18 protein-coding genes and 3 pseudogenes are annotated in these 22,092 nt (G+C 71.8%); 14 read left to right on the top strand and 7 right to left on the bottom strand.

Annotation, left to right across the window (positions count from 1 at the left end; genetic code table 11):
• Positions 1 to 84: 84 nt before the first annotated feature.
• Positions 85 to 1,248, bottom strand: coding sequence for a S1 family peptidase (locus ACWCP0_RS36215; protein ID WP_451083031.1), 1,164 nt, complete (start codon positions 1,246 to 1,248; stop codon positions 85 to 87).
• A gap of 243 nt (positions 1,249 to 1,491) precedes the next feature.
• Here ACWCP0_RS36215 and ACWCP0_RS36210 point away from each other — a divergent pair, with 243 nt between their 5' ends.
• On the top strand, positions 1,492 to 3,504 hold the full coding sequence (locus tag ACWCP0_RS36210) for an ATP-binding cassette domain-containing protein (RefSeq protein ID WP_451082995.1): 2,013 nt from the start codon (positions 1,492 to 1,494) through the stop codon (positions 3,502 to 3,504).
• 253 nt (positions 3,505 to 3,757) lie between these two features.
• Positions 3,758 to 5,134, top strand: coding sequence for a DUF1254 domain-containing protein (locus ACWCP0_RS36205; protein WP_451082994.1), 1,377 nt, complete (start codon positions 3,758 to 3,760; stop codon positions 5,132 to 5,134).
• A gap of 79 nt (positions 5,135 to 5,213) precedes the next feature.
• Here ACWCP0_RS36205 and ACWCP0_RS36200 read toward each other — a convergent pair whose 3' ends face one another.
• Complete coding sequence (locus ACWCP0_RS36200) at positions 5,214 to 5,507, bottom strand: hypothetical protein (protein WP_451082993.1); 294 nt, start codon at positions 5,505 to 5,507, stop codon at positions 5,214 to 5,216.
• A 119-nt stretch (positions 5,508 to 5,626) separates the two neighbouring features.
• Between ACWCP0_RS36200 and ACWCP0_RS36195 the strand changes: the two genes are divergently transcribed.
• The gene (locus tag ACWCP0_RS36195; protein ID WP_451082992.1) at positions 5,627 to 5,986 is read left to right on the top strand and encodes an arsenate reductase family protein; all 360 of its coding nucleotides are present in this window, start codon (positions 5,627 to 5,629) and stop codon (positions 5,984 to 5,986) included.
• A 176-nt stretch (positions 5,987 to 6,162) separates the two neighbouring features.
• Entirely contained in the window at positions 6,163 to 6,870 is a 708-nt protein-coding gene (locus ACWCP0_RS36190; RefSeq protein WP_451082991.1) for a hypothetical protein, read from the top strand.
• A gap of 61 nt (positions 6,871 to 6,931) precedes the next feature.
• Here the strand turns inward: ACWCP0_RS36190 and ACWCP0_RS36185 are convergent, their stop codons facing one another.
• On the bottom strand, positions 6,932 to 7,828 hold the full coding sequence (locus ACWCP0_RS36185) for a Gfo/Idh/MocA family protein (protein ID WP_451082990.1): 897 nt from the start codon (positions 7,826 to 7,828) through the stop codon (positions 6,932 to 6,934).
• 261 nt (positions 7,829 to 8,089) lie between these two features.
• Here ACWCP0_RS36185 and glnII point away from each other — a divergent pair, with 261 nt between their 5' ends.
• Complete coding sequence (gene glnII / locus ACWCP0_RS36180; protein WP_451082989.1) at positions 8,090 to 9,112, top strand: glutamine synthetase; 1,023 nt, start codon at positions 8,090 to 8,092, stop codon at positions 9,110 to 9,112.
• 342 nt (positions 9,113 to 9,454) lie between these two features.
• Positions 9,455 to 9,991, top strand: a complete 537-nt coding sequence (locus ACWCP0_RS36175) for a winged helix-turn-helix domain-containing protein (RefSeq protein ID WP_451082988.1) — start codon at positions 9,455 to 9,457, stop codon at positions 9,989 to 9,991.
• Positions 9,992 to 10,037: 46 nt separating this feature from the next.
• Here the strand turns inward: ACWCP0_RS36175 and ACWCP0_RS36170 are convergent, their stop codons facing one another.
• Complete coding sequence (locus tag ACWCP0_RS36170) at positions 10,038 to 11,459, bottom strand: PepSY-associated TM helix domain-containing protein (RefSeq protein WP_451082987.1); 1,422 nt, start codon at positions 11,457 to 11,459, stop codon at positions 10,038 to 10,040.
• A gap of 49 nt (positions 11,460 to 11,508) precedes the next feature.
• On the bottom strand, positions 11,509 to 12,180 hold the full coding sequence (locus ACWCP0_RS36165; protein WP_451082986.1) for a hypothetical protein: 672 nt from the start codon (positions 12,178 to 12,180) through the stop codon (positions 11,509 to 11,511).
• A 130-nt stretch (positions 12,181 to 12,310) separates the two neighbouring features.
• On the opposite strand from ACWCP0_RS36165, the gene ACWCP0_RS36160 reads away from it, so the two are divergent.
• The 3 genes and pseudogenes from ACWCP0_RS36160 to ACWCP0_RS36150 all read left to right on the top strand — a co-directional run bounded on the left by ACWCP0_RS36160 (position 12,311) and on the right by ACWCP0_RS36150 (position 15,553).
• On the top strand, positions 12,311 to 13,309 hold the full coding sequence (locus ACWCP0_RS36160) for an NAD-dependent epimerase/dehydratase family protein (protein WP_451082985.1): 999 nt from the start codon (positions 12,311 to 12,313) through the stop codon (positions 13,307 to 13,309).
• A 161-nt stretch (positions 13,310 to 13,470) separates the two neighbouring features.
• Positions 13,471 to 13,865, top strand: a pseudogene (locus ACWCP0_RS36155) (LuxR C-terminal-related transcriptional regulator); the annotation flags it as partial.
• A 155-nt stretch (positions 13,866 to 14,020) separates the two neighbouring features.
• Positions 14,021 to 15,553 carry a DUF1996 domain-containing protein gene (locus ACWCP0_RS36150; protein ID WP_451082984.1) on the top strand — a complete coding sequence of 511 codons (1,533 nt, stop codon included), beginning with the start codon at positions 14,021 to 14,023 and terminating at the stop codon, positions 15,551 to 15,553.
• A gap of 91 nt (positions 15,554 to 15,644) precedes the next feature.
• Here the strand turns inward: ACWCP0_RS36150 and ACWCP0_RS36145 are convergent, their stop codons facing one another.
• Complete coding sequence (locus ACWCP0_RS36145) at positions 15,645 to 16,115, bottom strand: hypothetical protein (RefSeq protein ID WP_451082983.1); 471 nt, start codon at positions 16,113 to 16,115, stop codon at positions 15,645 to 15,647.
• An 89-nt stretch (positions 16,116 to 16,204) separates the two neighbouring features.
• Between ACWCP0_RS36145 and ACWCP0_RS36140 the strand changes: the two are divergent.
• From ACWCP0_RS36140 to ACWCP0_RS36130, 3 genes and pseudogenes are all read left to right on the top strand, one after another.
• Positions 16,205 to 16,528 (top strand): annotated as a pseudogene (locus tag ACWCP0_RS36140) (alpha-N-acetylglucosaminidase N-terminal domain-containing protein); the annotation flags it as partial.
• Positions 16,529 to 16,808: 280 nt separating this feature from the next.
• Complete coding sequence (locus tag ACWCP0_RS36135) at positions 16,809 to 17,609, top strand: tyrosine-protein phosphatase (RefSeq protein ID WP_451082982.1); 801 nt, start codon at positions 16,809 to 16,811, stop codon at positions 17,607 to 17,609.
• Positions 17,610 to 17,640: 31 nt separating this feature from the next.
• Entirely contained in the window at positions 17,641 to 19,650 is a 2,010-nt protein-coding gene (locus tag ACWCP0_RS36130; protein WP_451083030.1) for a hypothetical protein, read from the top strand.
• A 28-nt stretch (positions 19,651 to 19,678) separates the two neighbouring features.
• Here ACWCP0_RS36130 and ACWCP0_RS36125 read toward each other — a convergent pair.
• Positions 19,679 to 19,920, bottom strand: a pseudogene (locus tag ACWCP0_RS36125) (SAM-dependent methyltransferase); the annotation flags it as partial.
• Positions 19,921 to 20,068: 148 nt separating this feature from the next.
• Here ACWCP0_RS36125 and ACWCP0_RS36120 point away from each other — a divergent pair.
• Together ACWCP0_RS36120 and ACWCP0_RS36115 are read left to right on the top strand one after the other, a co-directional pair.
• The gene (locus ACWCP0_RS36120; protein ID WP_451082981.1) at positions 20,069 to 20,959 is read left to right on the top strand and encodes a metal-dependent hydrolase; all 891 of its coding nucleotides are present in this window, start codon (positions 20,069 to 20,071) and stop codon (positions 20,957 to 20,959) included.
• A 1-nt stretch (position 20,960) separates the two neighbouring features.
• A complete protein-coding gene (locus ACWCP0_RS36115) occupies positions 20,961 to 21,995 on the top strand; it encodes a PDR/VanB family oxidoreductase (RefSeq protein ID WP_451082980.1) in 1,035 nt (344 codons plus the stop codon).
• The last annotated feature ends 97 nt before the right edge of the window (positions 21,996 to 22,092 follow it).

Genomic DNA, 22,092 nt, shown 5'->3' with positions numbered 1-22,092 from the left:
TTGCGGACGCGGCGGGCAAGAACGGAAGCCGCGCCCGCGAGGGTGTGCGGGCGCGGCCTCCGTCGCGGACAGGACCGGGACGGATCACGCCGTGTGCAGCGTCAGCCCGTAGCGGCCCAGGATCTCGTTGACCGGCTGGAACCAGGTGTTGCCGCCTTGGCTGCAGTTGCCCCAGCCCCCGGACGTGACGCCCTGGGCCTGATCGCCGCTGATGAACGAGCCGCCCGAGTCGCCGCCTTCGGCGCAGACGTCCGTCCTGACCATCTCGTACACGGCGCCCTGCTGATAGTTGACGGTCTCGTTCCTGCCCAGCACCGTGCCGCAGTGCCAGTGGGTCGTGGAGCCCGAGCGGCAGATCGAGGTGCCGACCGGGGCCTCCCAGGAGCCTCGCACCAGCCGGTCCGGGGTCTGGCCCCAGCCCAGCACGACGGGCACGGTCCACCAGCCGTAGCCCGTGCTCACCCAGGCGTAGTCGTTGCCGGGGAAGGACGAGCCCTGGAACCAGCCCATGTCGGAGCCGTCCCAGCCGCGGACGAAGCTGCCGGGCCCGCCGCAGTGGCCGGCCGTGACGAAGCCGCCGTGCACCGAGAAGCCGATGGAGCAACGGACGTTGCCGGTGTAGTACGGGTCGCCGCCGACGACCCCTGCGGCGTACGTGGACGGCGCCTCGCGCACGGTCTCGACCTGTACGGGGCCGGTGCGCCGGGCCCGGTCGAGGAACGCCTTGACCTTGGCGTCGCCGCTGCGGCCGTCGACGACGCGGACGACGATCCGGTTCGCCTTCGGGTCGACGTGCCAGCTGCTCACGCCCGTGGGCGCGTCCTGGCGGTCCATCCGCCGCTTGGCCGCGTCGAGCTGTGCGGCGGTGTGCGTGACGACACGGGTCGCGGCGCCGGCCGCCCGTACGGCGTCGGCCTTCTGACGGCTGGTCACGGCGACGGTGAGCCTGCCGGTCGTCGCGTCGAACCAGGTCCCGGCGAAGGCGTCGCCGGCCGCGCGTTCCGCCCTGCCCTGGACGGCGAAGGCCGTCTTTTCCTGCGCGAGGCGCTCGCGCGCCTGCTGCTCGGTCAGACCGAGGTCCTTCTGCATGGCGGCGATCAGCCCGGGCGATGCCGGGTCCTCGAGTGCGGCGGCCGGCGCCTCGGGGACCGGTGCCGCCGCGGCGGAGGGGGCGAACACGGCGCCGCCCCCGGCGCCGAGCAGGAGCAGTGCGCAGAGGGCGGAGAGGGCTGTGCGTAAGCCGGTCATTCTGCGTCTCACGTCAGTGATCCCTTCGTTTGTTCCGGTGCTGTGGGGGTGGAACATCAGGTACTGAGAGCGCTCTCAGAAGCGTAGGGGCTGCGCGGGTCGCTGCACAGAGGCAGAACCCGCCTCCCTGCGCGTCGTTCGCTGCGGCTCGACACGATCGGGTGGAGTGGTTCGCTTCACGGCGCGTACACCTGTCCGATCGTGCACGCTGACCGGCCTGAACAGCGGCAGGAAGGGCCTGAGTTGACCGCCGAGAACACCGACAAACGGACCGACGAATCGACCGACACAACGACCGACCGACCGACCGGCGAGCCGACCGCGAAGCCGACCGGAGAGGCGACCGCGAAGCCGACCGCGAAGCCGACCGACCCCGCCGGCACGTCCCGCCCCACCGAAGAGTTCCGATACCGCTCGTCGCGCACGGACACCCTCGAGCGGCGTCCCGTCACGACATGGGCGATGGCGCGCCGGCTGCCGGAGCTGGTGCGCCGGGCACTCGCGCTCGCCTGGCGCATCGACCGCAGGGCCGTCGTCGCGCTGCTGACCTGTCAGGCGCTGTCCGCGGCCCTGGAAGCCTTCGGGCTGATCGCCACCACGCAGACCATCACCGCCCTCATCGCCTCCGGCGACATCCAGGACCGGCTGGTCGGCGCGCTCCCCGCGATCTCCCTCCTCGCGGCGTCGGCCGGGCTCCGCGCGCTCCTCGCGATCGCCGTCAGCAGCATCTCCAGCCGGCTCTCACCCAGGATCTCGCGCGAGGCCGAGCTGGAGATGCTCGACGCCGCCGTGCACACGGAGCTCGTCGCGTACGACCACCCCGGCTTCAACGACAAGTGGGAGAACGCCGACCGCGGCGCCGAGGTCGCACAGGATCTGATCACCGAGTCGCAGCAGGTCATGGCCTGTGTCGCATCCGTCGTGGCGGCGGCCGGGGTCATCACCGTGCTGCACCCGGCGCTGCTGCCGCTGCTCGCGCTCGCGGTGCTCCCGCAGGGGATCGCCAGCATGAAGGGCGCCCGCGTCCACTACGAGACCAGCCGCGCCATGGCCGCCGAGCGCCGCACGCTCGCGCATCTGCGCTGGTACATCGCCGACAAGCTCACCGCCGACCAGCTCCGCTCCGGCACCATGGCCAGCTTCCTGCTGGGCCGCTACCGCTCCATCGGCGGGCGGGTCGACGCCGCGACCGACAAGGCCGTGCACCGGGGCGCGCGGTACGCGGTCGTCGGCGCGCTCGTGGGCGGCATCGCCTCGGGACTGCTCTGGGTGGCCCTCGGGCTGCTGCTGGCGACCGGCCGGATGTCCGTCGCCTCGGCGGGCACCGCCGTCTTCGCTCTCCGTACCGTCGGTACGTCGCTCCAGGGCATCGTCGGCTACGGCACGCGACTGTTCCGTACGGGTCTGTACTTCGACGACTGGGTCGAGTTCACCCAGGAGGCCGGCGGACACCGCATCGGACGCGGGGCGCTCGCCCCGCCGCCCCCGGCGGCCGTCAGGACCGAGGCGCTCACCTTCACCTATCCGGCATCCGACGCCCCCGCCCTGGAGAAGGTCAGCCTCGAGGTGCGCCGCGGCCAGGTCCTCGCCCTCGTCGGTGAGAACGGCTCGGGCAAGACCACGCTCAGCAAGCTCCTCTCCGGCCTCTATCTGCCCACGGAAGGCCGCGTGACCTGGGACGGCCAGGACACCCGCGACCTGGACGCGTACGCCATGTGGGCCAACACCGCCGTCGTCCCGCAGGACTTCGCCCGCTGGCCCATGTCCGCCCGCGAGAACATCACCCTCGGCCAGCCCCATGGCGGCGACGACTCCGTGGCCCGCGCCGCCCGACGGTCCGGCGCCGACGAGGTCGTGGACGGGCTGCGGAGCGGCCTCGACACGCTGCTGGCCAGGGAGTGGTTCGGCGGTGTCGAGCTCTCCGGCGGCCAGTGGCAGCGCATCGCCATCGCCCGCGCCTTCCACCGCCCCGCCGGACTGCTCGTCATGGACGAACCGACCAGCGCCCTGGACCCGCGCGCGGAGCACCGCATCTTCACCGGCCTCCGTGCGATCGCCCGGGACCGCGCCGTCGTGCTCGTGACGCATCGCCTCGCCAATGTCGCCGTCGCGGACCGCATCGTCGTCCTCGACCACGGCCGCGTCATCCAGCAGGGCAGCTTCGAGGAACTCGTCGAAGCGCCGGGCCTGTTCCGGGAGCTGTGGGAGCTCCAGAACGACCGGGGGATCCCGGCGCCGCGCACCGGGACCGCCTGAACCGATAGGCCCTGAACCCGTACGCCCTGGGCCGACCCGACCCTGGACCGATACCGCCCGGGCCGACACCGCCCGGGCCGACACCGCCTGAGCCGATATCGCTCGAGCACCCGCAGGAACACCCGGCCGAGCCCCGTCACCAGCCACATGGCGGCGGGGCTCCTCACTGCCCGAAGGGTGTATGCGATCTAGACTCCAGATGCGGATCAATCGCTCATTCGGGGCATACGCCCCTGTCCGGAGGGGCTGTTCGATGGCCGATGTGACGGTGGCGCATGCGCTCGCCGCCGAGGCGTACGTGTACGGGTATCCGCTGGTGTACGAGCTCACGGTGGCCGGGGCCTTCGTCCGCAAGGGCATCGGGCCGCTGCCGCCCACCCCGTTCAACACCTTCGCGCATGCCCGGAAGCTCGCGGACCACCACGACTCGTTCGTGTCGGTCGACAACGACACCGTGCACTCGGTCGCGCAGCTCGACCTCTCCGGCGGCCCGCTGGTGCTGCATGTTCCGGACAGCGGCGGGGCGTACCACGCACTGCAGTTCGTGGACGCGTGGACCAACAACTTCGCGTACGTGGGCACGCGCGCGACCGGCACCGCGGAGGGGCGCTGGCTGATCGCACCGCCCGGGTGGGCCGGCAGGGAGCCCGAGGGGGTGCGCGGGGTCGTCGACGCGCCGACCGCTGTCGTCTCGGTCGTGGGGCGGTGGGCCTGCGACGGTCCCGAAGACCTGCCCCGGGTGCGGGCGTTGCAGGACGCGCTGACGGTCGATGCACTGGACGGAGCCGTACATCCCACGGGACTGCCGACGCCGGAGCCGGGGGTTCCGGACGCGCTCGGGTTCTTCGAGAAGCTGCGGGTGTGGCTCGCGGACTTTCCGCCGGCGCCCGCGGACGCGGCGTACCAGGAGCGGTTCCAGCCGCTCGGGCTGCTGGAGGAGGGACCTTCGCCGTACGTGTCCCCCGACCCCGCGCTGGCGAAGGCGCTGAAGGACGGCTTCGTCGAGGGCCGGGACCGGGTCGGGCAGGCGGCACGGCCGTCGGCGGACGGGGTGCCCGGGGAGGCGCTGACCGGGGGCACGGCGCCCGGCGAGTGGCAGCTCGACCCGCACGCCCACGACTACAACCTCGACCACTTCGGGGTCGGCACCCACGACTCCCCGCAGTGGAAGGCCGCCGACCGCGAGGAGTCGTACCTCCTGCGGGCCGTGGCGGCGCGCACCGCCCTCTGGGGGAGCCACGGCTACGAGTCCGTGAGCGCGCAGGTCTTCACCGACTCCGAGGGCGGGCGGCTGAACGGCTCGAAGGCGTACACGCTGCGCTTCGAGCAGCCGCCGCCGGTCGAGTCGTTCTGGTCGATGACGATGTACGACACTCCGGACCACTATCTCGTCGCCAACCCCATCGGGCGCTACACCATCGGCGACCGCACACCCGGCCTCGTGTACGCCGACGACGGATCGCTCACCCTCCATATCCAGCAGGACCGGCCGGACGACCCGGCCGAGGCCGCGAACTGGCTGCCCGCGCCACCCGGGGACTTCCGGCCGATGGCCCGCCTCTACGTGCCGAAGGCGCCGGTGCTGGACGGCAGTTACCGGCTGCCGCCGATCGAGCCGCGGCACGGGTGACCGGTCCGGGGGCGGGCGCGCCCCCGGACCGGGACCGTGCTCGGACCTGGCCCGTGCTCGGACCGGGCCTGTGCTCGGCTCAGTCGGCGTAGTGGATCAGCGACCGCACCATGCGGCACGTGGTGTCGGACGGCGGGTGGATACCGATGCGCTCGGCGGTCGTCCGTATCCGGCGGTTGCTGGCGTTCGCCGGGTGGTAGATGCCCGTGTCGAGCAGGGCAATGGCGAGGCGCATGGCCTTGAGCCGGCGGTTGTGGGTTTCGTACCACTCACGGGGCAGACCCGCGGGCAGTGGCTGCCTGATCAGTTTCGCGTTCGTCGTCGGCCTTGCTGTCGTGGGCTTCCGCTTCGTCGTGACTGCGGCAACGGCCATCGGCGACCTCCTGGCGCGGTGGTTGGACCCTCACGAACTAGTTCGATTTTACCGGCGACCACTGACAATCGCCGCTGGCCAGACGGTGTTCGAGGGGCGTGTGGGAGTACCGTGGCGGGATGGAGATCTGGATCAATCCCGCATGCTCGAAGTGCCGCGGCGCACTGCACCTGCTCGACGAGGAGGGCGCCTCGTACACCGTGCGCCGTTACCTGGAGGACGTGCCCACCGAGGACGAGATCCGCGACGTCCTCGGGCGGCTCGGCCTCGAGCCCTGGGACATCACCCGCACCCAGGAGGCGGCCGCCAAGGAACTGGCCCTGAAGGACTGGCCGCGCGAGGAGACCTCGCGCGACCGCTGGGTCGCGGCCCTCGCACAGCACCCGAAACTGATCCAGCGTCCGATCATCACGGCCGACGACGGCACGGCGGTCGTGGCCCGCACGGAAGAGGCGGTACGGGACGCGCTGGGCCGCTGACGCCGACGGGCAGGGCGTGCCGTAAAGGCCCAGGCAGGCGCCCACCTGCGAAAACTTAAGTCTCAGTTAAGGAAGTCACCCCAGTGGTGGTTGAGCACAGGCGCCGGCCCACTCGTACGTAACGGCACACGGAACCGATCCGGCCGCCGCTCGCGGCCGGGGACAGGAGCTCTCACGTGTCGCGCAAGAAGACCCTCAGCGGCAAGAAGAAGATCGCCCTGCTCGTCGGCGCAGCAGCGCTCGTCGGCGGTACTGCGATTGTCATGACCGGGACAAGCCAGGCCTCCGTGGCCTGCGACGGACTCGCCCAGGCGATTCGCAACAACGAGAACTTCATCGCCGGTCAACGGGCCAATCCCGACGCCCAGTCGGCAGCACGGATCGCCAACCGCGAGGCCGTGATCGCACAGATCAAGGTCCAGCAGGGTGCGGCGGGCTGCGAGGTCGGTGAGGGCAGTGGGGAGGCCGGAGGTGGCCAGGCCGCTCCGCCGGCGCAGCCGCCGGCCGAGGAGCAGCCGCCCGGCATGGAGCAGCCCCCCGCGGACGAGGGTGCCGAGGAGCAGCCGCCCGCCGACGATGCCGGCAACGGCGACGACGGCGCCGGGGCCGGGGCCGGAGGAGACGGCGGTGCCGTCGGGGAGGTCGTCTGCGCAGGGTCGACCGTGACGCTGTCCGGCGAGGGCGGCGCCCCGGCCGCCTCCAGCAACCAGTTCCCGATCGGCACCCAGCTGAAGGTGACCAACCTGGACAACAACAAGTCGACCACCGTCGAGGTCACTTCGGTCTCCGGCAGCTGCGCCCTGCTGAACAACGCCGCGTTCGAGCAGGTCCGGGAGCCGGGCAAGTTCCTGATCCGCAAGGCCAGGATCGAGCGGGTCGGCTGACCGAGCAGGCCGGCTGACCGCAGGTCGGGTGACGGAGGGGGCCCGGGTGGCGGAGGGGTGGCTACAGCAGCCGCCCCTCCGTCACGGACTCCGCCTCCGCCAGGATCTCGGTGATCCGCAGACCGAACCGTACGTCGCACGCGTGCGCGTCACCGCCCCGCGCCGACTCGATCAGCGCGTCCACCGCGGACCGGAACGAGCCGATCGCGTCACCCCACCCCGGCATGATCACGCTCCCCCGCTCGCCCAGGAGCTCGATCGCCGCGCCGGCCGCCTCGTGCGGCGCGCTCAGGCTCAGCGTCGCCGTGCTCGACGCGCCGGACGCGTGCCGCAGGGCCAGATGCACGGTGTCGGCCGGGCCGCGCAGAGCCGTCAGCTCGGTGACGTCTCCGAGCACGGGGAGGAGTACGGAGAGCACGTGCGGGCCCACGTCCCACAGCCCGCCCTTCTCCCGCCGCCACGGCGAGGCCGCGTACGGGCTCGTCGAGCCCGCCGCGAACAGCGACCCCAGCCACTGCGCCCGCGCCGTGAACCAGCCGCCCGCCGCGGCCTGTTCGGAGATCCACGGCGCCGTGTCCGCGGCGAAACGCAGCGTGCAGAAGACGATGGACGCGACACCCGTCCCCTCCGCCGCCGCCACGACCTCGCGCGCCCCCGCCACCGTCGTCGCCACGGGCTTGTCCAGCAGCAGATGCCGTCCGGCCGCCGCCGCCCGGGCCGCCAGCGGCGCCTGGACGTCGGGCGGCAGGGCGAACGCGACGGCGTCACTCGCCTCGATGAGGGCGTCCACGTCGTCGTAGGCCTTGACGCCGTGGGCGGCGGCCAGCGCGCCGGCTGCCTCCGGGCGCCGTCCCCACACCCCGCTGAACCCGACCGCCGGGTGCGAGGCGAGCGCCGGGGCCTGTGTGCCCTCCGCCCAAGGGCCGGTGCCGATAAGTCCGATACGCATCTTCGTCATGCGGCCCAGTCTGCACCCCCGGCCGGTCCGGCGGCGGAACGGGCGGTGACCGTTGTTCACCACCTGGGGCCGCCCGGGCGCACGGTGGACGGCCGCGGCCCGGTATACGACGGCGAAGGGCCGCACCGTCCGAGTTCTCGGCAGGGCACGACAAACGAAGGAAACCTGAGTAACACGGGGTTCACAATTGAGCAACGGGCGGGAAATCCGGTGTTGCCAAGCTGCGCCTCATACCCCGATGCACCGCAAAGGATGAGGCCCGTGACGTTCAAGGCTGAGTACATCTGGATCGACGGCACCCAGCCGACCGCGAAGCTTCGCTCGAAGACGAAGATACTGGCCGACGGCGCCGAGCTCCCCATCTGGGGCTTCGACGGGTCCAGCACGAACCAGGCCGAGGGTCACGCCTCCGACTGTGTGCTGAAGCCGGCCTTCTCGTGTCCCGACCCGATCCGCGGCGGCGACAACGTGCTGGTGCTGTGCGAGGTCCTGAACACGGACATGACCCCGCACCCGTCCAACACGCGCGCCCAGCTGGTCGAGGTCGCGGGGAAGTTCGCCGGGCAGGAGCCGATCTTCGGCATCGAGCAGGAGTACACCTTCTTCGACGGTCACCGTCCGCTCGGCTTCCCGAAGGAGGGCGGCTTCCCGGCCCCGCAGGGCGGCTACTACTGCGGTGTGGGTGCCGACGAGATCCACGGCCGTGACATCGTCGAGGCGCACCTGGAGAACTGCCTGAAGGCCGGCCTCGGCATCTCCGGCATCAACGCCGAGGTCATGCCCGGCCAGTGGGAGTTCCAGGTCGGCCCGCTCGCCCCGCTCGAGGTCGCCGACCAGCTGTGGGTGGCCCGCTGGCTGCTCTACCGCACCGCCGAGGACTTCGGCGTCTCCGCGACGCTCGACCCGAAGCCGGTCAAGGGCGACTGGAACGGCGCCGGCGCGCACACCAACTTCTCCACGAAGGCGATGCGCGAGGGGTACGACGCGATCATCACCGCGTGCGAGTCGCTCGGCGAGGGCTCGAAGCCGCTGGACCACGTCAAGAACTACGGCGCCGGCATCGACGACCGGCTGACCGGCCTGCACGAGACGGCCCCGTGGAACGAGTACTCGTACGGCGTCTCGAACCGCGGCGCCTCGGTCCGCATCCCGTGGCAGGTCGAGAAGGACGGCAAGGGCTACATCGAGGACCGCCGTCCGAACGCCAACGTCGACCCGTACGTCGTGACCCGCCTGATCGTGGACACGTGCTGCACCGCGCTGGAGAAGGCCGGCCAGGTCTGATCCGTTCACCCGTACGTGCAAGGGGGCGTCCGCCGGTTCCGGTGGGCGCCCCCTTCGCCGTGGTCACGATCGCGCCAAGCCGGCGTCCGCCTGGTGAGAGGGGGCTGCTGCCTCTACGCCTTGTCTGCTTGAATGGGGGAATGGTCGGCATTCAGAACGTCGTGACAGGTCGCAGCGACCTCGAGCCGTTCTGGCCTTCCCGCCAGCACCACGACTTCGACCGTGTGTGTTGCCGCGCGAGGAACGCGTCGGCCCTCTAAAGCTCCCTGCTCAGGTTCGGGGCCTTCGGCCGACGCGCACGACGTACGTCCGTACTCCTTCGCGCGAAAGAGCTGACCTCTCATGGCGAACACCCGTTCCCTCTCTGCTGCCACCATCACGCATGCCGGCGAAAGCCGACACCGGCTCCGGGCCGTCGACCCGGACGAGGTGGTGCATGTCCCCGACTTCCTTCCGCCGGGCGCCACATGGCTCCCGGCCCCCCAGCACACGCTCCCCGCACTGCCGGGCCGGCCGCCGATGGTCGGCTACCTCGTGCTCGTACCGGCAGATCAGCAGCCCGCCCTCGTCCACCACACCGAAGCACCCGGCGACGACGCGGGGCCGGTGCGGATCGACTCCTCCCAGCGCACCGCCGTCGTCGACGGGCGCGCGCTCGATCTCACGTACCTCGAGTTCGAGCTGCTCGCGCATCTGGTGGCACATCCGCACCGGGTGCACACCCGCGACCGGTTGGTGACGACGGTGTGGGGCTACGGACACGTCGGCGACGGGCGGACGGTCGACGTCCATGTGGCCCGACTGCGCCGCAAGCTGGGCGCCGAGCACCGCCACACGATCCAGACCGTGCGGCGGGTCGGCTACAAGTACGCGCCCTGAGCGAGGCAGGAGGGGGCCGTGCGGACGACGCGGCCCCCTCCTTTCGTCAGACCTTCGCCCGCGCCCGGGCGACCAGGCCCAGCGCGATGTCGACCGCGAGGAAGACCAGCAGGCTGACGCCCAGCATCGGCACGAACCAGCCCACGACCGCCGTGGCCGCCGCGAGCGGCAGCAGCGCCGGAAGCGGCACCTTGCGCCAGGCGCCGCGGGGCATCGGCCGGCCCACGCCCAGCGTCCGCTCCTTGGTCGGCCTGCGCAGCCACCACATGCGGTAGCCCCAGACGATGAGCAGGATCAGCGCGACCATCAGCGCCGCGAGGGCGAGCTGGTTGGCAAGGCCCAGGAAGACACCCATGTGGGCATCGATGCCGAACCGCGTCAGCTTCGCGAGCAGTGGATGGTCCGCGAAGCGCAGCTCGTCCATGACCCTGCCGTCGGCCGGGTCGATCGCGACCGAGTCGAGGTGGACCGGGAACGTCGTGTCGGTCTCCTTGACGACATATCCACTGCCTTCGGCCGGCAGGATGACGGAGATCCTGCCCTCGACACCCTTGGCCGCGGCTGCCTCGACCGCCTTGTCGATGCCGATGTCCGGGCCCTGGTGTCCGCCCTGGTGTCCGCCGCCATGGCCTTCGTGCTCACCGCCGGCCCCGGCCGCGCCGTCGAGCGTGGCGGAGACGACCGGGGTCGCGCCGCCGAGCTGGTCCTGGACGGCACCGATGTTCTCGCCCGCGTACCGCGACCAGGTCAGGCCGGTGGCGGAGAGCAGCACCAGGCCGATGACGGCCCACAGGCCGACGGAGCCGTGCCAGGAGAGGGTGCGTCGGCGGCCCTTCGCGGAGCGCTCGGGGAGCAGCAGGGCGCGCTTGGACGCCCGCTTGCGGCCGATCCAGAGCAGCAGACCGCCGAGGGCGACCACCCACAGCCAGCTGGCGGCCAGTTCGCTGTAGTTGCGGCCGAGGTCGCCGAGATGCAGATCGCGGTGGAGCTCGTCGAGCCAGGTGCGGAGCGGGAGGGCGCCGGAACTGCCGTAGCTGGGCAGTTCGCCCCGTACCTTCCCCGTGTACGGGTCGACGAAGACGGCGAGGGACTTGCCCTCCTCGACCTCCGGGCTCGACATGAGGACGCGGGTGGTCGCACCGTCCTCGGACGAGGGCCACACGGCGGTCACCGTGCCCTGCGGGTGGGCCTCGCGGGCGGCGGCGACCTGGGTGTCGAGCGGAAGGGTGCGCTCGCCGGCGTCGGTGGTCAGCTCATGGCTGTAGAGGACCTTCTCCGCCTGGAAGGAGAGCGCGTACAGCAGTCCGCTGGTCGCGGCGACGAGAAGAAGCGGGGCGATGAGGACGCCCGCGTAGAAGTGGATGCGCAGCACGAGCGGGCGCAGTGCGCTCCACGTGGAGGTGGGGCTGGTCGGGGACGGGGAGCCGGCCGTCGGCTCGTCCGGCTTCACGGGGTCGTCAATGGCCATGATGGTCCTTGGAGTTGGCGTTGACATGGGGGAATCGGCCCCCCGGCTGTCAGACGAGTGCTCCAGGGGCCGTGGCGCGGGTGAACGGACGGCCGGGCGGCCCGCGCCGTGAGAGGGCATGCGCGAGGACGACGCCATGAAGGCGGCGGGTGGTGCGGCGGCGCGGGCGCACGGCGTGCGGGAACTCCGGTACGCGTACGACCGCGAGCAGCAGCCGGAGCGGTGCGAAGGCGAGGGTGCCGATGATGCGCGCCAGCCGGAAGAACGCGACTTCGCCGTGCGCGAGCCAGACTGCGCACACGGCGGCGCCGACGAGGTGGGCGGCAAGCATGCCCGAGGAGTTGGCGGAGCCGGCGGTGTCGGCGATGACACTCGCGGTCGTCTCGGCCGCCATGGGGTCGATGCCCGTGCCCATGGTGTGGGCAGCTCCGCCGGCGTGGGTGGAGTGCGCAGGCGCGGCGGTGTGGGCATCGGAGCCGGCGAACAGCAGATGGAGCGCGCCCTGGACGGTCAGGAGCCCCGTACCGATGCTGAACGCTCCCCGCCGTCGCGTGCCGACGAGCCAGGCCACGCCTCCGGTCACCGCGAACGCCAGGAGGAGCACCGTGACCGGAAGGTCATGCCCAGATATGGACGAATGCCCCACCGCGGCCAGCGTGGTGCACACCGCCGCGAAGAGTGCGGCTCGCAGGGCGCGCATCGGCGACCGGGTATTCGTCATGGCCCGGACATAGTGCCATCTCGACCGTCGGGTTCGGCAGACGGGTGCGCAGGCCGATTTCCCTGGAAGCGGATTCGCCCGGGAGCGGAATGTGCTGCCGCCGGGGCCGCGACACGGCAGAGTCCGGATCATGAGACTTCTGATTCTGGGCGGGACGGAGTTCGTGGGGCGGGCGGTCGTCGACGCTGCGCTCGCACGCGACTGGCAGGTGACCGTGTTCCACCGTGGACAGCACGAGGCCCCGGAGGGTGTGTCCGTGCTGCACGGCGACCGCACCGCACCCGGTGGGCTGACGGCACTGGAAGACGCGGAGGGCGACTGGGACGTCGTGGTCGACACCTGGTCGTCCGCTCCCTCCGCCGTACTGGAGGCGGCGCGGCTGCTCGCGGACCGCGCGGGCCGCTATGTGTACGTGTCCAGCCGCTCGGTCCACGCCTGGCCGATGGCCCCCGGGCTGGACGAGGACGGGCCCCTGGTCGAAGGCGCCGCGGCCGATGCCGAGTCAACCGACTACGCCCACGACAAGCGGGGCGGCGAGCTGGCCGCGGTCGCGGCCTTCGGCGAGGACCGCTCGCTGCTGGCGCGGGCCGGGCTGATCCTCGGCCCCTGGGAGAACGTGGGCCGACTGCCCTGGTGGCTGAATCGGGTGGCCAGGGGCGGCCCGGTCCCGGCTCCCGGGCCGCGGGATCTGCCACTGCAGTACATCGACGCACGCGATCTTGCGGAATGGCTCCTCGACGCGTCGGAGAAGGGGCTGTCCGGCGCGTACAACCTCGTGAGCCCGCCCGGGCACACGACCATGGGCGAACTGCTCGACGAGTGCGTCCGCGTGACCGGTGCGGACGCGGAACTGCGCCCGCTCGACGAGGCGACGATCGCCGCGGCCGGAGTCGAGCCGTGGACGGACCTGCCCATCTGGATCCCCCGGGGCGAGTCGCACGACGCCATGCATCGCGCGGACGTGTCGAAGGCGCTGGCCGCGGGCCTGCGCTGCCGGCCGGTCGCGGAGACGGTCGCGGACACCTGGGCCTGGCTCCGCTCCCTCGACGGCGAGCCCCCGCTGCGCGCGGTCCGCAGCCCCGCGGGCCTCTCCCCCGAACAGGAGTCGGCGCTGCTTCCCGACTCCTGACGGCGCCCCGACTCCGGCCGATGTCCTGACGGCGCCCCGACTCCGGCCGATGTCCTGACGGCGCCCCGACTCCGGCCGATGTCCTGACGGCGCCCCGACTCCGGCCGGTGTCCTGGCGGTGCCCCGACTCCGGCCGGTGTCCTGGCGGTGTGTTGCCGGCCGCACGTGAGCTGCCGGCGGACGGCGACGGCGACGGCGACGGCGACGGCGACGAGGTGGGGTACCTGCTCACGGACCGGGTGTTCGAGGCCGAGCAGTTCGTCGATGCGGTGCGCCGGGTGGCGGCGGGCGGAACGGCGATGGACCCGCAGGTGATCTCGCAGCTGCCGACCCGGCACGCCGAGGACAAGCCGCACGGAGTCTGACGCCGCGTGGGACCGAGGTGCTGGAGCTGACGGCACAGGGCAGGTCGAACGCCGCGATCGCCGCCCAACTCGTCGTCACCGAACGGCCGGTGGCCAAGCACACGTCGAACATCTTCACGGAGCCGGGGCTTCCGCCGTCGGACGACGACAACCGCGGGGTGCCGGCCGTACTGGCCCACCTCGACCGGTAATCGAGCGTTCTCACGCGGCTCGTACGGTCTCGTGCGGTGTCACTCATTCCGTCCGGTTTGCGAATGGAGATTTCTACGAATTCCAGCTCCGGTTGAACAGGCCGCCGACTGCGCCCGTATGGAACGGCGCTACGCCCCCCCGGGATTGGAGTTCCATGGGACGCACATCACGCAAACGCTCTACGCTGGCACACCGGGCGATCGCCGCCTCGGCTGCCCTGATTCTGGGCGGGGGTGGGCTGGTGGCGGTCAATTACTACGCATCCGCGGGTGAGGGCTGGGGCTGGACCGGTCAACGTCCGGCCCAGACCAAGAATGCCGGCCAGTCCATGTCGACCATCGACTGCCCCGACGTCGGCAATGAACTTCCCGAAGTGCCCCAAGGGGTACGCGGGTCGGTCGACCGTGAACTGGCCACACTTGACACCCAGATCACCACCGCCTATCAGCGGTTCGCCGAGAACAAGGAGCGGATCGAGAGCGATCCCGCCTTCGGCGAGCAGCAGATTCTGGCGCCGCTGAGAAATGAGCGGCTGGTGATCATCCAGCGGATCGTCGCACTCATCGACCAGGAGGCCGACAAACCGCAGGGCCTCGAAAAGCTGGCCCCTTGCACCCTGCGCGCCGACGACAACGGCGGCGCCGGGAACGACGGCGGTCAGGGCCAGGGCGACGGCCAGGACCAGGGACAAGGTCAGGACGGCGGCCAGGACCAGGGCGGTGACCAGGGCCAGGACGGCGGCGACCAGGGCGATGACCAGGGCAACGGCGGGCAGGCGGGCAACGGCCCCGAGGAGGCCGACTTCGTCGACATCCAGTCCGTCGAGCCGAATGTCCAGAACCCCCGCAAGCGGCGGGGCGCCTCCCGAGGCACCTTCACCACCGACTGCGGACGGAACCAGAACGGCAAGTTCAATCCGGACAATGTCATCGTCGCGCCCGGCGTGAGCAATGGTGCACACCATATGCACGACTACGTCGGCAACCAGGCGAATGACGCCTTCGCAAGCGACGACGACCTCGCCAATGGCAACACCACCTGCCGCAACCAGGGCGACAAGTCGACTTATTACTGGCCCGTGCTGCGTGTGCAGAACGGTCAGGACGAGAACGACGCGAACGCCGACGGCGGCGGCAAGGACCAGAACGTAGGAGAGATCCAGACTCCGGCCCAGGTCACGCTGAATTTCGTGGGAAGTCCCGTCAGCAAGGTCACGGCCATGCCGCGCTTCCTTCGGATCATCACGGGTGACGCCAAGTCGTTCACCAACGGAGACGCCAATGCGAATGCGTCCTGGAGCTGCACGGGATTCGAGGACCGGCAGCTGAAGGACAAGTACCCGATCTGCCCCGAGGGCAGCCAGGTGGTGCGCACATTCAAGTTCCAGAGCTGCTGGGACGGTCAGAACACCGACAGTGCGAACCACCGCACCCATGTCGCGTTCGCGGATGCCAACGGTCGCTGCCAGAACGGTTTCAGGGCCATTCCGCAGCTGGTCCAGCGGATCGTCTACGACGTTCCGCCGCCCGCCTTCGGCGGGGACAACCCCAGCGTGTTTGCTGTCGACTCCTTCCCGGAGCAGCTGCACAAGCCGATCACGGACCACGGCGACTTCATCAACGTCTTCGACCAGCGTCTGATGAACAGGGTCGTCACGTGCATCAACGACGGCCGTAGGTGCCGCTGACCGAGCCGGCGCCGAACCCCCGGCTCCCTGGCTGAGCCCGGGGGTTCGGCGTCTCCTCTCCCCCCACGTCCCTCAGACCTGCGCGGCCTGCTCAGTGATGGCCGGAGTGGCCCCCGTCGCTCTCCCCACCACCACCACTACTCCCCGAGTGCTGGTCGTGCGACGAACCGGTCTCCACGGTCCCGCCGAGCCGGCCGCGCAGCGCTGCGACCACCTTCGCGTCGCCGACCGCGACCCACTTCCTGCCGACGAGATACGAGCCGCCGTAGTCCTTGGCCTCGTTGATCCATTCGCGCTGGCCGCGGTCGGTCGCGAAGGTGGCCAGCACGTACGTCCCGTCGTCCGTCGTGCAGTTGGCCTGCCGCAGCTCCTTGGCGTCCGTCTGGATGTTCGGCTCGCAGGTGGCCCGAGCGGCCAGCTGCTCCAGGGTCCCCGTCGCCGTCTTCGGCGCATCGGGGGCCTTTTCGTCGTCCGCGCCGCATGCGGTGAGGGCCGCGCCGGCCGTCAGGGCCAGCGCGGCCAGGGCTATCGGGGTGGTGATTCGCCGTCGTTCCGTACGCATCTGGCCATCGTGCCCGCTCGGCGCCCTGGTGCGCTGGCGAACGCCGGGTAACGTGCGCTCCCACACGCACCTGTGGCCTCTTGGGCAACATGGAGGGGCACCGACGGTCGCGCTGTCGGGACGTTCGCTGTTGGGCGCCGCGGGTGGCCGTCGGAGTGGGTGCCGTGTTCGCACCCCCCGCTTCGGGAGCCTCGATGAGCGCCATCGCGCGACCAGGAACGGGTGCGGCTGCGGCCCGCAGTGCGCTGCGGCGGCTGCTCCCCCGGCACGCGGAACAGTTCCGCCTCACGACGGTCCCCGGCGAAACCGGTACCGAGCGCTTCCGTGTGTCCGGCACCGCCGGGCGCATCGAGGTCGAGGGCACCGGTCCGGCCGTCCTCCTCACCGGCGTCCACTGGTACCTCACCTACATGTACGGAGCCCATGTCTCCTGGTCCGGCACCCAGCTGGATCTTCCGCTCGTGCTGCCGGCCCCCGACCGCAGCCTGGAGCGCGAAGCCACCGTCCCTCACCGGTTCGTCCTCAACGACACCCACGACGGCTGCACCGCCCCGTACGCCGACCGGCCGCGCTGGGAACGGCTGATCGACGTCCTCGCCCTCCACGGCTGCAACGAGGCCCCACGAGTCTTCGCGCACCCGTCGATTACCGTTCCGGAGGAACCGGTAGAAAACGACCGCTGGAGTCAGTCCCATGACCGCGATCCCCGCCGCCACCGTCGTCAACCTCCGCGATCTCGGCTCCACGCCGCTGGCCGGTGGGCGGGTCGTGCGGTCGGGGCTGCTGCTGAGGTCGGGGCCGCTGGACCGGCTCGACCCGGTGGCGGATCCGGCCGTGGCGGCGCTGGGGATCCGTACCGTCGTCGACTTCCGGACGCGGGGGGAGCGCCGGGCGCGGCCCGATCATGTGCCGCCGGACGGACGGCTGCTGCTCGCCGACGTGCTCGCGGACTTCCTCGCCTCGGGAGCGCTGCCCGCGGCCGCACGGCTGCGGGACGTGCTCCGCGACCCCGCGGCCGCCGAACGGGAGCTGGGCGGAGGCCGGACACACACGGTGTTCGCGGACACCTACCGGGCGCTGGTGTCGACGGAGTCGGCCCGCCGTGGGTACGGGGCGTTCCTCAAGGAGCTGGCCGACCCGGAGTCGGGCACCGTGCTGTTCCACTGCACGGCGGGAAAGGACCGCACCGGCTGGGCGACGACGGTCGTGCTGAGTCTGCTCGGGGCCGACGCGGCGGCGATCGAGGCGGAGTACCTGTCGGTGAACCCGGCGGTGCGCCAGGCCTTCGCGCCGCTCGTGGAGGGCTTCACCGCGCAGGGCGGCGACCCGGACATCGCGCTGGCGGTCGTCGGGGTGACGCGGGACTATCTGGCGGCGGCCTTCGACGAGGTGTCCCGGCGCCATGGGTCGATGGAGCGGTACGTACGGGAAGGGCTCGGCGTGCCCGACGAGATGGCGGAGCGCATCCGGGAGCGGCTGACGACGACCCGGTAACGGCTGGTGACTATCGGACGATTCCCTCGTTCTGCTGAACGTGAGCACCCAGGAACTCGCCCCCGCCGCCCTTGATGTCGAGCAGGCCGAGGCCGCGCTCGTCGAGCACTATCCGCGTCTCGTGCGGATCGCGTATCTCGTCCTGCCGCCCTCGCTCGGCCGCAATCGGCGGGTGCTCACCGCGCACTCCGTCGTCCAGCGCTCACTGCCCCGCGGACGGACACGCGCCGCCGAAGCGGCCGTGGGGGCGGAGGCCACGCATGTGCATGGACACGTGCCCGTGCCTCGCGAGGAAGTCCCGTCACGCGTGGGTCTCCCGGCCCGCGCCGGCGTCGCCGCGCCCGGCTATCTGTTCGTCCGCCGTCGCGTGTTGCGGCAGGCCCTGGAGGCGGGGCTTCCGCTCAGGCGCCGGGCCTGGCCCAAGCGGGCGCAGTTCCCGCCGTTGCTGCCCCAGGTGTGGGGGCTCAGGCTGTTCCCCCGCTCGGGCGGTGCTGACGAACTCGCCCTGGACCAGCGGCTGTCCGGGCTCTCCGGCCCGGCCAGGGCCGCGTTCGTGCTGCGAGGCCTGGAACGGCTGCCCGATGTGGAGGTACGGCACATCCTCGCCGACGCCGGGATCGGTGACCCGCACGCGGCTCTCGCGGAGGCGGACGGCGTCGAGGCGCCGTATGCGCTGCTGGACTCGCCCGAGTTCGACCCCTGCTCCCTGCAGGCCCGGCCCACGGATCTCATGCGCCGACGTCAGCACGCCAGGGCGGCGCTCGCCGCGGCCGCGGCCGTACTGGTGTGCGGCACGCTGCTGGGTCTGCCCGGCGAGGGCTGGGGTCCCGACGGCGCGGCCGCACCGCTGTACGCCCGGAACCCGGCGTCCGAGGCGGCCCTCGACCCGGACCGGCTGGGCCGCATCGCACCCGTGGCCTGGCGGAGTTCCGCCCGGACCGACTTCTCGGTGTGGCCGACGCGCGGGACGCTGACCGGCGACCGCGCGCTGCTGCGGCGCGCGCTCGCCGTCTGGGCCCGGCCGAGCAGCCGGGTGCAGACGTCGGCCACGCTCGGCACCCCGCCAGGGCCTCCGATGGGTGCCCCGCAACTGCTGTTCGCGGGGGTGGTCGACCAGGCGCGGGTGGTGCTGTTCCACGACGGGCTGAGGGTCGTGCGGTACGCCGAACCCGGCGACGGGACGACCGGCGGCGCGGCGCTCGACTTCGCCCGGGTCGACGGGGCGGACGCGGCGTCCTCGGGGGCGCTGGTGGTGGGACGGTGGCAGGGCGGCGTCCGGTATCTGACGGCCCCTTGGGTGACCGGGACCGCGGTGCGCGACCTGCTCGACCCGGCCGGGGTCGCGCGGCCGCTGGGTCGGGACGCGCACGGGGTGACCGACCCGCTGCCGAGCCCGGTCCAGGACCGCGGCTGCCGATCGTGGGAGGCGCTGGAGCTGCAGGACGGAACCGGCTCCGGTTCCGTCGAGCGGCGGCTGGTGACCGATCTCGGCGAGCTCGCCCCGGCCCGGCTGACCTGGGGTCCGCCGGCAGCACCCGCCGATGTGTCGACCGACGCGGCCCGGAGGGCCTGGTCGCGCACGGCCTGTCTGCTGCCCGCGGTGCGCTCGCACGGGATCCGCGCGGTCAACTCCTGGGAGTACGCGCGTCAGCCCCTCCCCGAGGCGAACGGCACCGCCGCCTGGCTGTGCACCCGCGCGGAGACCTGGCGCGGCACGGGAAGCCGCGCCTTCGCCCAGTTCCAGGCCCCGACGACGCGCAGGGCTGCCGACGCCCCGGCCGCGGTCGCGGCCCGCTCCGAGGGCTCCCCGGCCTGCGGACCGCGCGATCCCCGGGTGCTGGCCGGCGTCCTGTGGAAGTCGCGGGCGGGCCAGTGGTACGTCCTTGCCGCGGGCAGCGACCGGTTCAGGTCACTGGCCACCTCCGGCGGGGTGCGCAGCAGCGCCGAGGGCAACCTCCTCGCCGTACGGGCCGCGCAGGGCGCACGCGCGGAGCTGCACGGCACCCTCGCGGACGGCACGCGGGCGGGCGCGCTGCGCTGATCCCCGGGTGGGCACAGGGGCGCGTGCGGCTCAGGTCGATGCCGAAGGCGTCCAGCCCGAGCGAGGCCAGATGGGCCGTCACCCGGCCGGGGCCGCGGCCGAGATCGCCGACCGGCCCGGCCCCGTCGGCCCGTACGACCTCGGCGAACGCGGGAGCACGGCGCGGTCCGGCGGGCGCTTGCCGAGCTCGGTTCCGAGGAGCCGGGCGTAGTCGACGGCGACGGTGTCGTAGGACGTCCGTGTGGCGTGCAGATACGAGGTCTCGGTCATGGCCGAGGACAGTAGGCCGAGGTCAGTGGACCGGCAACGAGGAGGCGGAGCCGGCGACGAGGCCCCGCAGAACGACTGCGCACGCACCGGCCCAACTCCTCGCTGCACGCCTCTGTTCGGGCGGCGTACCCGTCAGTACATTGACGCCATGTCTAATACGAAGCCGGCACCGGCCGCGGTGGCGTCGGAACGCACGCCGCTCAAGGCCCGCAAGGTCTCCTTCGCCTGGGAGGAGACCCCGCTCCACTGGGTCCCCGGAGACCCCTTCGCCACCCACACCATCAATGTGCTGCACCTGCTGCTCCCCGCCGGCGAACGCTGGTTCGTCCACGTCTACAAGCAGGTCCTGCCGCACATCCGCGACGACCGGCTGCGCGAGGACGTCATCGGCTTCATCGGCCAGGAGGCCGTGCACTCACAGGCCCACGACGACGTGCTGCCGCACCTCAGGGAACTGGGGCTCGACCCGACCCCCTACACCGCACAGGTCGACTGGCTCTTCGAGAAGCTGCTCGGCGACCGGACCCTCCCGCCCGGCAGGCCGCGCGCATGGTGGCTCAAGGAGCGCGTCGCGCTGATCGCCGCGATCGAGCACTACACGGCGTTCCTCGGCGACTGGGTCCTCAACGCCGAGGAGCTGGACCGGCGCGGCGCCGATCCGATGATGCTGGACCTGCTGCGCTGGCACGGCGCCGAGGAGGTCGAGCACCGCTCGGTCGCCTTCGACCTCTTCATGCATGTCGACGGCAGCTACCGGCGCCGGGTGCGGACATGGGCGACGGCGTTCTCGGCGCTCGTCTTCCTCTGGCAGCGCGGCGCCCGTTTCTTCATGGAGAACGATCCGACCCTCGTCGAGGGCAAAGCGGGCTTCCGGGACTTCTACCGCGCGGGAAACCGCGGCGTGCTCCCGTCCACACCGGACATGCTGCGCTCGATCCCACGTTATCTGAGCCGTGCGTACCATCCCAGCCAGGAGGGCAGTACCGCCCAGGCCGTCGCCTATCTGGCCTCGTCGCCCGGCGCGAACGGAGGCCGCTGACATGCCCCGGCTGCGTACCGTCGTCCTCGTCGCCGGGGCCGCGCTGCTCGCCCGGCGGGCCGTTCGCCGCCGTATCGAGGCGTCCCCGCTGTGGCCCATGCCCGCACTGGAGAGGCCGACGTCAGGTCAGGGGCGCCGCCGCGTGTCCTCGCACCGCGTCCTGGTCACCGAACGCACCTCCCCCGCCGAAGGCGTCGTCCAGCTCCGGCTCGAAGGCCAGGACCTGCCGTCCTGGGAACCCGGCGCGCATGTCGACCTCGTGCTGCCCTCCGGTCTCGTACGGCAGTACTCGCTCTGCGGCGACCCGGCCGAACGCGACACGTACACGGTCGCGACCCGCGTCATCGAGGACGGCCGCGGCGGCTCGCTCGAAGTCCGTGAACAGCTGCACGAGGGCACGGAGATCGAGATCCGCGGGCCGCGCAACCGATTCCCGCTGATGCAGGCCGTGTCGTACGTGTTCGTCGCGGGCGGCATCGGGATCACTCCGATCCTGCCGATGGTGCGGGCGCTGCACGCGGCGGGCGTCGCCGGCCGGCGGCTGGTGTACTGCGGGCGCGACCGGACCACCATGCCGTACCTCGACGAGGCCGAGAAGCTGGGCGCGGAAACCACGTTCGGCCCGCCGGACCTCGCGTTCCTGGCCGGTCTCCCCGCGGGGACGGTGGTCTACTGCTGTGGCCCGCAGGGCCTGATGGACGCGGTCGCCGCGGCCCTGCCCGAGGGCCGCGAGCTTCATCTGGAGCGGTTCACGGCGGCGGCCACGGCGCCCGGCGGCGCCTTCGAGGTCGAACTGCACCGCTCCGGCCGTACGCTCACGGTCCCCGCGGACCGTTCGGTACTCGCCGCCGTACGCGACGAGCTGCCGAACGTCCCGTACTCCTGCGAGCAGGGCTTCTGCGGCACCTGCCAACAGCGGGTCCTGGAGGGCGGGATCGACCACCGCGACCACCTGCTCACGGACCCGGAACGGGACGGCTCGATGCTGATCTGCGTCTCCCGGTGCACGAGCGGACGCCTCGTCCTGGACCTCTAGCACCAACGCCGTTCAGTTAGGGCGGAGTCGGGTGTGTCAAGAGGTGTCCGTGAGCATGGTGATGCTGATGGTGGCCTTGTAGGTGGTCCGGTCGATG

Source organism: Streptomyces sp. NPDC001970 (assembly GCF_053594115.1).
This window is presented reverse-complemented; position numbering and strand designations above follow the sequence as displayed.

What these genes read in the sequence shown, in the direction of transcription:
- ACWCP0_RS36165 (WP_451082986.1), bottom strand. Translation starts at nt 12,180, where the DNA reads ATGACGAATACCCGGTCGCCGATGCGCGCCCTGCGAGCCGCACTCTTC.
- ACWCP0_RS36205 (WP_451082994.1), top strand. Translation starts at nt 3,758, where the DNA reads ATGGCCGATGTGACGGTGGCGCATGCGCTCGCCGCCGAGGCGTACGTG.
- ACWCP0_RS36120 (WP_451082981.1), top strand. Translation starts at nt 20,069, where the DNA reads ATGTCTAATACGAAGCCGGCACCGGCCGCGGTGGCGTCGGAACGCACG.
- ACWCP0_RS36170 (WP_451082987.1), bottom strand. Translation starts at nt 11,459, where the DNA reads ATGGCCATTGACGACCCCGTGAAGCCGGACGAGCCGACGGCCGGCTCC.
- ACWCP0_RS36200 (WP_451082993.1), bottom strand. Translation starts at nt 5,507, where the DNA reads ATGGCCGTTGCCGCAGTCACGACGAAGCGGAAGCCCACGACAGCAAGG.
- ACWCP0_RS36150 (WP_451082984.1), top strand. Translation starts at nt 14,021, where the DNA reads ATGGGACGCACATCACGCAAACGCTCTACGCTGGCACACCGGGCGATC.
- ACWCP0_RS36215 (WP_451083031.1), bottom strand. Translation starts at nt 1,248, where the DNA reads ATGACCGGCTTACGCACAGCCCTCTCCGCCCTCTGCGCACTGCTCCTG.
- ACWCP0_RS36115 (WP_451082980.1), top strand. Translation starts at nt 20,961, where the DNA reads ATGCCCCGGCTGCGTACCGTCGTCCTCGTCGCCGGGGCCGCGCTGCTC.
- ACWCP0_RS36175 (WP_451082988.1), top strand. Translation starts at nt 9,455, where the DNA reads ATGGCGAACACCCGTTCCCTCTCTGCTGCCACCATCACGCATGCCGGC.
- ACWCP0_RS36185 (WP_451082990.1), bottom strand. Translation starts at nt 7,828, where the DNA reads ATGACGAAGATGCGTATCGGACTTATCGGCACCGGCCCTTGGGCGGAG.
- ACWCP0_RS36145 (WP_451082983.1), bottom strand. Translation starts at nt 16,115, where the DNA reads ATGCGTACGGAACGACGGCGAATCACCACCCCGATAGCCCTGGCCGCG.
- ACWCP0_RS36160 (WP_451082985.1), top strand. Translation starts at nt 12,311, where the DNA reads ATGAGACTTCTGATTCTGGGCGGGACGGAGTTCGTGGGGCGGGCGGTC.
- ACWCP0_RS36195 (WP_451082992.1), top strand. Translation starts at nt 5,627, where the DNA reads ATGGAGATCTGGATCAATCCCGCATGCTCGAAGTGCCGCGGCGCACTG.
- ACWCP0_RS36135 (WP_451082982.1), top strand. Translation starts at nt 16,809, where the DNA reads ATGACCGCGATCCCCGCCGCCACCGTCGTCAACCTCCGCGATCTCGGC.